Annotated in this window: 9 protein-coding genes; 7 read left to right on the top strand and 2 right to left on the bottom strand. The window is 61.5% G+C overall.

Going from position 1 to position 11,567, the window contains the following annotated elements:
- Nucleotides 1–97 precede the first annotated feature (97 nt).
- The 5 genes from YQ44_RS23370 to YQ44_RS23350 all read left to right on the top strand — a co-directional run bounded on the left by YQ44_RS23370 (nucleotide 98) and on the right by YQ44_RS23350 (nucleotide 3,901).
- A complete protein-coding gene (locus YQ44_RS23370) occupies nucleotides 98–817 on the top strand; it encodes a response regulator (protein WP_071325426.1) in 720 nt (239 codons plus the stop codon).
- Nucleotides 814–1,215: a GTPase gene (locus YQ44_RS23365; RefSeq protein WP_071325425.1), complete on the top strand. Its 402-nt coding sequence runs from the start codon at nucleotides 814–816 to the stop codon at nucleotides 1,213–1,215. Before YQ44_RS23370 ends, YQ44_RS23365 begins: the two co-directional genes overlap by 4 nt.
- A gap of 142 nt (nucleotides 1,216–1,357) precedes the next feature.
- Nucleotides 1,358–1,615, top strand: coding sequence for a BTH_I0359 family protein (locus YQ44_RS23360; protein ID WP_071325424.1), 258 nt, complete (start codon nucleotides 1,358–1,360; stop codon nucleotides 1,613–1,615).
- An 88-nt stretch (nucleotides 1,616–1,703) separates the two neighbouring features.
- Nucleotides 1,704–2,483, top strand: a complete 780-nt coding sequence (locus tag YQ44_RS23355; protein ID WP_083412184.1) for a class II glutamine amidotransferase — start codon at nucleotides 1,704–1,706, stop codon at nucleotides 2,481–2,483.
- A gap of 137 nt (nucleotides 2,484–2,620) precedes the next feature.
- The gene (locus tag YQ44_RS23350) at nucleotides 2,621–3,901 is read left to right on the top strand and encodes an EAL and HDOD domain-containing protein (RefSeq protein WP_071325422.1); all 1,281 of its coding nucleotides are present in this window, start codon (nucleotides 2,621–2,623) and stop codon (nucleotides 3,899–3,901) included.
- Between the two features lie 184 nt (nucleotides 3,902–4,085).
- On the opposite strand, the gene YQ44_RS23345 is transcribed toward YQ44_RS23350, so the two are convergent.
- Both YQ44_RS23345 and metH read right to left on the bottom strand, forming a co-directional pair.
- Entirely contained in the window at nucleotides 4,086–4,457 is a 372-nt protein-coding gene (locus YQ44_RS23345) for an SPW repeat protein (protein ID WP_071325421.1), read from the bottom strand.
- 112 nt (nucleotides 4,458–4,569) lie between these two features.
- A complete protein-coding gene (metH, locus tag YQ44_RS23340; protein WP_071326717.1) occupies nucleotides 4,570–8,340 on the bottom strand; it encodes a methionine synthase in 3,771 nt (1,256 codons plus the stop codon).
- 267 nt (nucleotides 8,341–8,607) lie between these two features.
- Here metH and YQ44_RS29170 point away from each other — a divergent pair, with 267 nt between their 5' ends.
- Together YQ44_RS29170 and YQ44_RS23335 are read left to right on the top strand one after the other, a co-directional pair.
- Entirely contained in the window at nucleotides 8,608–8,784 is a 177-nt protein-coding gene (locus YQ44_RS29170) for a hypothetical protein (RefSeq protein WP_156894962.1), read from the top strand.
- Between the two features lie 231 nt (nucleotides 8,785–9,015).
- Nucleotides 9,016–11,499 (top strand): hypothetical protein, encoded by a 2,484-nt coding sequence (locus YQ44_RS23335; RefSeq protein ID WP_071325420.1) that lies wholly within the window; start codon nucleotides 9,016–9,018, stop codon nucleotides 11,497–11,499.
- The last annotated feature ends 68 nt before the right edge of the window (nucleotides 11,500–11,567 follow it).

Here is an 11,567-nt window from a genome sequence, read left to right as displayed (position 1 = left end):
GCGTCTGGTTTAGTATTTAAAACACTAATAAAATCATAGTTGTCCGCGCGTGCATCTTGTGCGCGACGGTCGGCGAAATGAGGAAGGCAAGACACGAATGGCAAACATACTCGTAGTGGATGATGAAATGGGTATCCGTGAGTTGCTCTCGGAAATATTGGGCGACGAAGGACATGCTATCCAGCTGGCCGAGAATGCGCAGCAGGCACGCGAGGCAAGGGCGGCCGGTGCGCCGGATCTGGTATTGCTCGATATCTGGATGCCCGATACCGATGGCGTGACCTTGCTCAAGGAATGGCAGCGCGATGGCTTGCTGACCATGCCGGTGATCATGATGTCGGGCCATGCCACCATCGATACGGCCGTCGAGGCGACACGCATCGGCGCACTGAACTTCCTGGAAAAGCCGATTGCCCTGCAAAAGCTGCTCAAGGCCGTCCAGCAAGGCTTGACGCGGGCACAGGAAACCGTGCGCGCGCCGAGCGTGGCGCCGCGTCCGGTGGCGCCCGTCGTGGCCGAGGAAAGCAGCCATCCCGTGCCCAGCTTTGGCGGCAGCGCGCCGCAGCAGTTGATGGTGCGTCCAGGCATCGCCATGCCGGCGGTGGCCGAAGGCCATGGCTACAACCTGTCGTTTGACTTGCCGCTGCGCGAGGCGCGCGATGCGTTCGAGCGCATGTATTTCGAACACCATCTGGGCCGCGAAGGGGGCAGCATGACCCGCGTGGCCGAGAAAACGGGCCTCGAGCGTACCCATTTGTACCGCAAGCTGAAACAGCTGGGTGTCGAACCGGGCAAGCTGGCCAAGAAAAGCCTGTGACGGCAGCCGCGCGGCACGCGACGCCGCTGACCCTGGTCAGTGGCGGGCGTGCCGGTGAGCGCGAAGCTGCCATTGCGCAAGCCCTGCTGCCGGACCAGCCGGCCGCCGTGATCCTGGAAGGGCTGACCGACGGCAACTCCATCCTGGCCGACCTGGCCGAGCAAGTTTCTCCTTCCCCATCATTTCCTTTGCAACTGTTGCGTATCGCACCCGGTTGCCTGTGCTGCAGCGGCAATCTCGTATTGCGTGTAACATTGAATCGTCTGCTGCGCCATCCGCCCGCGCGCTTGTTCATCAGCCTGGCCGACGCCTCGCACATCGAGCAATTGCGCACCTGGCTGACGGCCAGTCCCTACGATGTCCTGCTGGCCCTCGAACCGGACCTGCTGGTTTCCTGACCGACGTACCGCAGCCGCAGTTTGCATCTCGTTACAACTCTGTAGCCCGCAGGGTGGCATGGCCGCTTGAAATGGCGCCATGTGAACCCCACCTCTGTTCTGACACCGCAGGAGCTTCTCCTGCTTGAGCGAAGGATGCAAAATGAACCTCATCTATAACAGCGAACAATATAGCGTCGTGGAATTCGGCGCCGACCGCGACCTGGAAGCCCTGCGCTTTGGCGGCTATGAAATCGTCGACAAGGGCGGCAAGCGCGAGACGTTTATCGCCGGCGTCCTGGCCCAGAATTTCCGCCGCGACGTCACGGAATTGATCGCCAGCGAACCGAGCATGGAAGAGATCGATGAATTTTTAGGCAGCTATGATTCCCTCATGAGCCAGCCCGTGCTGCTGCATTAAAGCCGGGGTCGTTTGATGGCGATCGCCACCATACCAATCCGCAAGCCGGCATGGTATGGTGGCTGTGTTATCCAGCTGCAAACAGACCATGTGCCAACTTCTCGGAATGAATTGCAATGTCCCCACGGACATTGTCTTTAGTTTTACCGGCTTCGCCATGCGCGGCGGCCATACCGATACCCACCACGACGGCTGGGGCATCGCCTTTTTCGAGGGTGCCGGCGTGCGCCATTTCGTCGACCACCAGGCGGCCATCGCCTCGCCCGTGGCCGAACTGATCAAGCGTTATCCCATCAAGTCGCGCAATGTCATCGCGCATATTCGTAAAGCAACGCAAGGCCAGGTGGCGCTGGAAAACTGCCACCCGTTCGTGCGCGAGCTGTGGGGCCGCTACTGGGTATTTGCCCACAATGGCGACTTGAAGGCGTTCCATCCCGTGCTGACGGGCAGTTACCGTCCTGTCGGCTGCACGGACAGCGAACTGGCCTTTTGCTACCTGCTGCAGGAACTGCACGCGCGCTTTGGCGACGCCCCGCCGGCGCTGCCTCAGCTGCATGCGGCGCTGGCCGAGCTGTTGCCGAGCATCGCCGCGCACGGTACGTTCAACATGATGCTGTCCAGCGGCGAAGCCCTGTTTGCCCATTGCTCGACCAGTTTGCATTATCTGGTGCGACAACATCCGTTTCCAACTGCTAAACTCTCCGATGAAGACTTGAGCGTGGACTTTTCCCAGGTGACCACGCCGCAGGACCGGGTGGCCGTGATCGTCACCCAGCCGCTGACAACCAACGAGCAATGGACGGCGTTTGCGCCCGGTGAGTTGAAGTTATTTGTCGACGGTATGGTGCAAGAACCTGCAACGGCCTAATTTGTTGACGACAATAATCTTTATTACTGCCAAAATACCCACAGCGCGGGCGAAATTCAGCTAAAGTATTGTCAATAGTGAACCTTGATGCGGGCGCGGCGCGGCCAGTGTCACTCGACGTGATTGATGAAGATTTAATGATCGATATTTCCAGCAACGACATCACCCCGAAACCCTTGCGCGTGCGCGAGTTTTATCTGGGGCGACAACCTATCCTTGACCGCAATCAAGCCTTGTTTGGCTATGAGTTGCTATTCCGCAACGCTCCGGTCGGGCCCGCCAACATTACCAGCGACCTGTCCGCCACGGCTACCGTCATTGCCCATGCTTCGCAGCTGGGCATGGAAAAGGTCATCGGCGATGCGCTCGGTTTCGTCAACGTCGATGCCGATGTGATCATGAGCGACATCTTCGTTTTCTTGCCGCGCGAAAAAGTCGTGCTGGAAATCGTCGAATCGATGCAGGTGACGCCGGCGCTGCGTGCGCGCATCAGCGAGCTGGTGGGCCACGGCTTTACCTTCGCGCTGGAAAACGTCGTGGCCGACACGGCGCAAGTGCAGGAATTGTTGCCACTGGTGCAATATGTGAAGATGGACATGAGCACTGTCGACCCGGCCGTGCTGGCGACGCTGGCGCCCCGCTTCAAGCAGGAACAGAAGAAACTGGTGGCGGAAAAGGTCGAGACGCGCGAAGAATTCAAGTCGGGCCTGGACCTGGGCTTCGATTACTTCCAGGGTTATTACTTTGCCAAACCGGCCATCATGACGGGCAAGAAGCTGTCGCCGTCGCAACTGGCCGTCATGGAACTGATGACCCTGGTGACGTCGGACGCCGACAACATGGATATCGAACGCGCCATCAAGCGTGACGTGTCGCTGGCCTTGAACTTGCTACGTTTAGTCAATACGCCGGCCGTGGGCGCGCGCCAGCGCATCGATTCGCTGAGCCAGGCCGTCACCGTGCTGGGCCGCCGTCAGCTGCAGCGCTGGCTGCAAATCATGCTGTACGCGGAACCAAGCAAGCGCGGCCATAGCATGACGCCGCTGCTGATGCTGGCCACCACGCGTGGCCGTCTGCTGGAATTGCTCGCGCATAAACTGCGTCCGAACCACGCCCATTCCGCCGATATCGCCTTTACGGTCGGCATCATGTCCCTGATGGATACCCTGTTCGGCGTGCCGATGTCGGAAATCCTGAGTCAGATCGAAGTGATCGACGAAGTGGCCGAAGCGCTGCTGTCGCGCGAAGGTTTCTATGGCGACTTGCTGCGCCTGGCCGAATGCATCGAACGCATCGAAGACATGGAAGGCGAGATCGTGCCGACCCTGCGCGACCTGGCCATGTCGCCGGACGACCTGGTGGAGCTGGAAATGGCCGCTTACGAATGGAGTGACAACGTCGTCCGCTACGCGCTGTAGGTCGGATTAGCGCGGCCGTCAGGCCACGCGTAATCCGACGACATTGTTGATGCTGATCGTAGTGATGTCGGATTACGGCCTGCGGCCTAATCCGATCTACCCGAATTTGCCGTCCCGGATTGCCATTTTTTGAGAGCCCTGCACGGCGTTGCCGTGGCAGGGCTTTTTTGCGCCTGTAGCGGCGCTAGGCGGCGGCGCCGGGCCAGTGCTTGTGCAGCTCCGGATCGGTGCGCAGTTCCCACAGGGCGAGGATGACGACGGCGATGCCGACGATCAGCTCGTTCCACAGGACGACGCGCTGTTCGGCCAGCCGTAGTATCCACGGCGAGGCGGCGACCCAGACGCCCACCAGCAGGTTGACGACGACGGCCCAGAAATAGGTCTTGTACAGGTCGAAGGCGGCCAGCACGGCGATGACGAGGCCCGAGACAAAGGCGTTGATCATCTGCGGCGAGCCTTCGGGATAGGAAAACGCCCATGGCGAGACGACCAGCCACAGGCCCAGCAACAGGATCACCTGATCCTGCCAGCGTTTGAGTTTGAAATTGGTTGCCATATATCCTCCTTGCCAGTTGGGAACGGGCCGGAGCGGGCATGCAGCATGCCGGCCGGCATACTGCGTTAGTGCGCTTCGGCGCGCGATAAGTTCCGCGCGCCTTGTGCATATATTATGACAGATTGGGTGCCAGCCAGCGTTCCACGTCCTCGATGCTGGCGCCACGGCGCTTGGCCATGTCTTCCACCTGGTCCATGCCGATCTTGCCGACAACGAAGTATTTCGACTCCGGGTGGGCAAAATAGAAGCCGGAGACAGCCGCGCCGGGGAACATGGCATACGATTCCGTCAGCTGCATGCCGATTTCCTCGGCCTGCATGACCTCGAACATCTCTTTCTTGACTGTATGTTCGGGGCAGGCCGGGTAGCCTGGCGCGGGACGGATGCCCACGTACTTCTCCGCGATCATGTCGTCGTTGCTCAGTTGCTCGTCCGGCACGTAGCCCCACAAATCCTTGCGCACGCGCTCGTGCAGATATTCGGCAAACGCCTCGGCCAGGCGGTCGGCCAGCGATTTCAACATGATGGACGAGTAATCGTCGTGCGCATCCTCGAAGCGCTTTTCGTATTTCTCGATGCCGAGGCCGGACGTCACGGCGAACATGCCGATGTAATCCTTCACGCCCGATTCCTTGGGTGCAATAAAATCGGCCAGGCACTGGTTGGGGCGCTGCACGCCGTCGACGACGGGCTTGACACCCTGCTGGCGCATGCCGTAATACGTGAACGCCACGCTACTGCGCGTATCGTCCGTGTACACCTCGATATCGTCGTCATTGACGCTGTTGGCTGGCAGCAAGGATACGACGCCATTGGCCGTCAGCCAGCGCCCGTCGATGAGTTTTTTCAGCAAGGCCTGGCCTTCCGCATACACCTTGGTGGCCGCGTCGCCCACCACTTCATCGGTGAGGATGGCGGGGAAGGGACCTGCCAGGTCCCAGGTCTGGAAGAACGGGCCCCAGTCGATATAGTTGGCCAAGGCGGCCAGGTCGACGTTCTTGAAGACGCGGCGGCCGATGAACTTCGGTTTCACTGGCGTGCAGGGACCGTCGAAGGGCACGCGCATCTTGTTGGCGCGTGCCTGTGCCAGCGGCAATATGGGCAGGGCCTTCTTGTTGGCGTGTTGCTCGCGGATGCGCGCGTAATCGAGCTCGATGTCTTCCACGTACTTGTCGCGCTGTTCCGGCGTCAGCAACGATTGTGCCACGGACACGGAACGCGAGGCATCCGGCACATAGATGACGGGGCCTTCGTAGTTGTGCGCGATTTTCACGGCCGTATGGGCGCGGCTGGTCGTGGCACCGCCGATCAGCAGGGGAATTTTGAGCATGCGGAAATGTTCGTCGCGCTGCATTTCCTTGGCGACATACGCCATTTCTTCCAGCGACGGCGTGATCAGGCCGGACAAGCCAATGATGTCCGCGTTTTCCACCTTGGCGCGGGCGAGGATTTCCGAGCACGGCACCATCACGCCCATGTTCACCACTTCGAAGTTGTTGCACTGCAGAACCACCGTGACGATGTTCTTGCCGATGTCATGCACGTCGCCTTTCACGGTCGCCATGATAATCTTGCCCTTCGGCTTGGCGACGATGCCCGTGCGCTGCTCTTCCAGCAGTTTTTCTTCCTCTATAAATGGAATCAGGTGGGCCACGGCCTGTTTCATCACGCGCGCCGATTTCACCACTTGCGGCAGGAACATCTTGCCCTGGCCAAACAGGTCGCCGACCACGTCCATGCCGGCCATCAGGGGGCCTTCGATCACGTGGATGGGGCGGCCGCCATTGTGCAGCAGTTCCTGGCGCGCCTCTTCCGTGTCCTCCACGATGAATTGCGTGATGCCATGCACCAGCGCGTGCGACAGGCGCTGCTGTACCGTGCCTTCGCGCCAGGCCAGGGTCTGCGCCTCCGCCTTGCCGCCCGCCTTCAGGGTGCCGGCAAATTCGATCATGCGCTCGGTCGAGTCTTCGCGGCGGTTCAGCACCACGTCTTCCACGCGCTCGCGCAATTCCGGGTCCAGGTTGTCGTACACGCCCACCATGCCGGCGTTGACGATGCCCATGGTCATGCCGGCCTTGATGGCGTGGTACAGGAAGACGGTATGGATGGCTTCGCGGGCCGGATCGTTGCCGCGGAAACTGAATGACACGTTCGACACGCCGCCCGAGATCTTCGCGTACGGCAAGTTTTCCTTGATCCAGCGCGTGGCGTTGATGAAGTCGACGGCGTAGTTGTTGTGCTCTTCGATGCCGGTGGCGACGGCAAAGATGTTCGGATCGAAGATGATGTCTTCCGGCGGGAAGTCCAGCGCATCGATCAACAAATGATAGGCGCGCGCGCAAATTTCGATCTTGCGCTCGAAGGTGTCGGCCTGGCCCTTCTCGTCGAAGGCCATGACGATGACGGCGGCGCCGTAGCGGCGGCACAGCCTGGCCTGGCGCAGGAATTCTTCCTCGCCTTCCTTCATCGAGATGGAATTGACGATGGCCTTGCCCTGCACGCATTTCAGGCCCGCTTCGATGACCGACCATTTCGACGAATCGACCATGATGGGCACGCGCGAAATATCGGGTTCGGACGCGATCAGGTTCAAAAAGCGCGTCATGGCCGCCAGCGAATCGAGCATCGCCTCGTCCATGTTGATGTCGATTACTTGCGCGCCGTTTTCCACCTGCTGGCGGGCCACGGACAAGGCTTCGTCGTATTGCTCGTTGAGAATCATGCGCGCGAACGCCTTCGAGCCCGTGACGTTGGTGCGCTCGCCCACGTTGACGAACAGCGACTCGTCGTTGACGACGAACGGTTCCAGGCCGGCCAGGCGCAGGTCGTGCGACGGTGCCGGCACGGTGCGCGGGGTGTTTTTCGACAGCAGCTCGCCGATGGCGGCGATGTGCTCGGGCGTGGTACCGCAGCAGCCGCCCGCCATGTTCAGGAAGCCCGCGTCGGCGAATTCGCGCAGCAGGGCGGAGGTGTCGGCCGGCAACTCGTCGAAGCCCGTGTCGCTCATGGGATTGGGCAAGCCCGCGTTCGGGTAGATGCAGACAAAGGTGTCGGCGATCTTGGCCAGCTCTTCCGCGTACGGACGCATCAGGGCGGCGCCCAGCGCGCAGTTCAGGCCGATGGTCAGCGGTTTCGCGTGGCGCACGGAATTCCAGAAGGCGGGCACGGTCTGGCCCGACAAAATGCGTCCCGAGGCATCCGTGACGGTGCCCGAAATCATCAGGGGCAGGCGCACGATGGTGGGGTTTTGCTCGTAGAACAGGTCGATGGCGAACAGGGCCGCCTTGCAGTTCAGGGTATCGAAGATGGTTTCCACCAGCAGCACGTCGGCGCCGCCTTCCACCAGGCCCTGGGTCTGCTGCAAGTAGGCGGCCACCAGCTGGTCGAAGGTGACGTTGCGCGCGGCCGGGTCGTTGACGTCCGGCGAGATCGACGCCGTCTTCGGCGTGGGGCCCAGGGCGCCGGCGACGAAGCGCGGCTTGTCCGGGGTGGAGTACTTGTCGCAGGCGGCGCGCGCCAGTTTGGCGGCCTGCACGTTCATTTCATAGGCCAGGTGGGCCATGTGGTAATCGTCCTGGGCGATCGTCGTGGCGCCAAAGGTATTCGTTTCGATCAGGTCGGCGCCGGCCGCCAGGTAGCGCTCATGGATTTCCTGGATGATCTGCGGCTGCGTCAGGGTCAGCAGCTCGTTATTGCCCTTGACGAACAGTTCGCGCGCACCGCTGTCGGCGGGCGCGGCGAAATCGATGAAACGGCCTGCGGGACCGCCACGGTAGGCGGTTTCATCGAGCTTGTACTGCTGGATGATCGTGCCCATCGCGCCGTCGAGGATCATGATCCGGCGCGCCAGGATGGCACGCAGCGTGGCTTCGGTCGGGGACATGGCGGGGATCACGGTATCGTTCATTTCATGCTTTCAATAGGCAAACGGGCGGCGGCGCGGTGACGGGGCGTTGCGGCCAGCAGGGTCGGCTGGCGGAGAGTGCCGGCCGGGTAGGGCGGGCAGAAGGTGGCAATCGCCGGATTTCACCGGGTCTAAAATTATACGGCATCAGGCTGCTTTGGTTTTGAGCAAAAGCGGCCCAGCCCCAGTCTGCGGCCGTCTGCGCAACACATCGTGCCCCTGCGCCTGTCCTGTGGCGGCCATGGCATGTCCGCCCTCAAAAATTACATTCCTGAAAATCTTACTGAAAATGTTAATTCTTCCGCCAAAGTTGGCGAGAAGGCAGCATCTCTATGCTGTGGAAAAATTTCCACATTATTTGCGCCTCATCAAAATATTTTTCATGAATGGAATGGCAATAGGTATATGGGGAAACAATCTTGATTTAGAACAACACAGAATGACGCCAATAATGCCTCTAATAAAAATTGCCAAGCAGATACATTAATTATTATCAAAACCAATTGAATCAAAAGCATTAATAGTTGTCCTTCAGAATCAAATTGACCGATAATATTGGTTCCCGGAAATTAAATTCTCACCAAAAGTCACCGATATGTCACATTTCTCCCGTCTTTCCCTTGCCGGCGCACTGTGTGCCCTAGGTTGCCAGCCATGAAAAACCATTTGCTGATTGCATTGTTTCTCGCGTTGGGCCTGTCCGCCTGCGGCGGCGGAGGAGGCGGTGGCGGCGGCGACACGGTGGTGGCGACCAGCTCGGGCAACCCTGCCGTCATTCCCGCCGTGACGGCCGTTTCGGCAACGAATGTGGCCGTTGGCGGCAGCCTCGTCGTCACTGGCGCAAATCTCAGCCGTGTGACGGCTTTCCAGGTGGCCGGCGTGACGGTCGCCACCAGCGCAGCCAGTGATGGCAGCGTCACCCTGGTCATGCCGGGCGTGCCCGTCGCCGGTGCGCTGAGCCTGGTCAGTGCCAGCGGCACGGCCGCCACCAGCTATAACGTGAATGTGTACGTGCCCTTGACCGTCAGCAGCGTCGCCCCGGCGACGGGCGGCGTCGGGTCCAGCGTCACCATCGCGGGCAGCGGCATGGGCGCCGTGACGGGCGTGCAGTTTGGCAACGGTGCGGCGGCGACCCCGCAAAGCCAGAGCGCCACCAGCGTCACCGTGGTCGTGCCTGCGGGCGCCGTAACGGGACTGCTGACGGTGCGCGGCCCTTACAACGACGTGATCAGCAACGATACCTACACGGTGTTGGCGAGTGTGACGGTGACGTCGATCTCGACGGTGATCAGCGGTTCGACGATGTCGGTGACGGTGCAGGGTAGCAACCTCGACCAGGTGAGTTCGGCCTCGGTGGGCAGCACGCCGGCGAGCATCGTCAGCGCCAGCGCCGGCCAGCTGGTCTTGTCGGCGCCAGCCACGGCGACGGGCAATGTGCTGTTGTCGGCCGCCTCGCGCGTTGCCGTCAATGCGGGCACGGTGGCGGCCTTTACCCTGGGCAGCATTGATTTCGCACAGGTACTCAACCTGAACGCCAGCGATACGGCCTTGCGCCTGACGCGCGGCAAGTCGGCCGCCGTGCGCGTGTCCGTGCTGGGCACCCAGGCTGGCCGCGCCAGCCCTGCCGTTACCCTGACCGCCACGGCGGCCAATGGCAGCAACCTGGGCAGCGTCAACATGACCGGTCCCGCCATCTTGCCGACAGGAAAAAGCGATTACAGTTTCAATGGCAACTTCAGCGGCGTCTTGCCGGCGGGCTGGATTCTGCCCGGCGTGCGCGTGCGCGTGACGGCCGTGGGCAACGACGGCACGCAAGTGAGCCAGGAGGCGGTACCGGCCGTGGCCAGCGCGGCGCGCATTCGCCTGGTGCTGGTACCGCTGAGCACTGACGATGGCGTGGCGCAGCTGCCTGACGCCGAGGCCATCCGTACCGCGCTGACCCGCGTGTATCCGTATGCGGCGGAAAACATCAGCATCAGCACGCGCGCGCCGCTGAGCATGCCTGGCAGCAGCACGGCCGACAGCTGGTGGAGCAATGCCCTGCAAGAACTGGAACGTAACCGTGTCCAGGAAGACAACGGCGCCTACTATTATGGTTTCGTGCCGAAAATGTCCGTCAACCGTTCCGCCGGCCTCGCGTACATCAACTTGCGCACCGGCGGCAGCGATTTCACGTCGGCCATCGGCCTGGATGCCAAGTTCAACAGCATCGCGGCGCTCGACCCGTTCGGCAATAGCTGGCCTGAATGGCTGACCACGCTCGTGCATGAACTGGGCCACAACCATTCGCTTTCCCACGTTCCCTGCGGCGGCCCCGCCAACGCCGTGACCGATTACCCGTATGCCAATGGCAACCTGGGACCGCAGCCGCTGTATAACAGCAGCTATGCGGGCAGCCTCGGCCAGCTGAGCCAGGCCGCCTATGGCGCGGGCACGCCGATGAAGGACGTGATGAGCTATTGCAGCGGCGCCTGGTTCTCCGACTACAGCTATGCACGCGTGCAGCAGTTCCTGGAAAAGAGCAGCCGGCAGATCACGGGCAGCAATGTGCTGGCCGCCAGCATGTCCGTGGCCGAGAACGGCTACCTGACCATTTCCGGCCGCATCACGCCAGCCGGCGTGGCGCTGCGCCCGGCCGTTGCCTCGTCCGCGCGCGTCGGCGCCGCTGCCGGCAGCAGCGGCCAGGCGTACACGCTGCGCCTGCTGACGGCGTCAGGACAGACTATCGACTTGCCCTTCGATGCCGTCGCGCTGGCCGATCATGGCGGCAGCGCCATCAGCCATTTCCGCGTCAGCTTCGCCAACCCGGGCGAGATCAGCGATGTGGAAGTGTTGTCAAAAGGCAAGGCCTTGGCCAAGCTGGAGCGTCCGGCCCGCCGCAGCAAGGCCGCTGCCAACGATGCGAGCTTTGATGTCACACAAAGTGGCGGCAAGCTGGTGCTGGCCTGGAATGCGCAGGCCGAGCCGTATGCGGCCGTGCTGCACGTGGCCGCCGATGGCCGCAAGACGGTGATCGCCAGTGAGTTGACTGGTGGCAACGCCAGCGTTGACGTCAGCGCCTTGCCGGCCGGTGGCCGCTTCGAGGTCAGCCTATCGTCGTCCGTCGGCGGCCGCCTGATGAAGGTCATGCGCCGCTAAGCGCCATGGCCGGATAACAAAAAGGGCTTGCCGCGGCAAGCCCTTTTTTTATGTGCGTAGCGCCGCCG

The sequence above is a fragment of the Janthinobacterium sp. 1_2014MBL_MicDiv genome, from assembly GCF_001865675.1.
GTDB lineage: Bacteria > Pseudomonadota > Gammaproteobacteria > Burkholderiales > Burkholderiaceae_D > Janthinobacterium.
Note: the sequence above shows the minus strand (reverse complement) of the source record. Positions and strands in the feature narration are given on the sequence as shown.

Bases quoted from the DNA above. Each gene is read 5' to 3' on its own strand.
- YQ44_RS29170 (WP_156894962.1), top strand. From the start codon at position 8,608: ATGTCCGCCCTCAAAAATTACATTCCTGAAAATCTTACTGAAAATGTT.
- YQ44_RS23360 (WP_071325424.1), top strand. From the start codon at position 1,358: ATGAACCTCATCTATAACAGCGAACAATATAGCGTCGTGGAATTCGGC.
- YQ44_RS23350 (WP_071325422.1), top strand. From the start codon at position 2,621: ATGATCGATATTTCCAGCAACGACATCACCCCGAAACCCTTGCGCGTG.
- YQ44_RS23335 (WP_071325420.1), top strand. From the start codon at position 9,016: ATGAAAAACCATTTGCTGATTGCATTGTTTCTCGCGTTGGGCCTGTCC.
- YQ44_RS23355 (WP_083412184.1), top strand. From the start codon at position 1,704: ATGTGCCAACTTCTCGGAATGAATTGCAATGTCCCCACGGACATTGTC.
- YQ44_RS23370 (WP_071325426.1), top strand. From the start codon at position 98: ATGGCAAACATACTCGTAGTGGATGATGAAATGGGTATCCGTGAGTTG.
- metH (WP_071326717.1), bottom strand. From the start codon at position 8,340: ATGTCCCCGACCGAAGCCACGCTGCGTGCCATCCTGGCGCGCCGGATC.
- YQ44_RS23345 (WP_071325421.1), bottom strand. From the start codon at position 4,457: ATGGCAACCAATTTCAAACTCAAACGCTGGCAGGATCAGGTGATCCTG.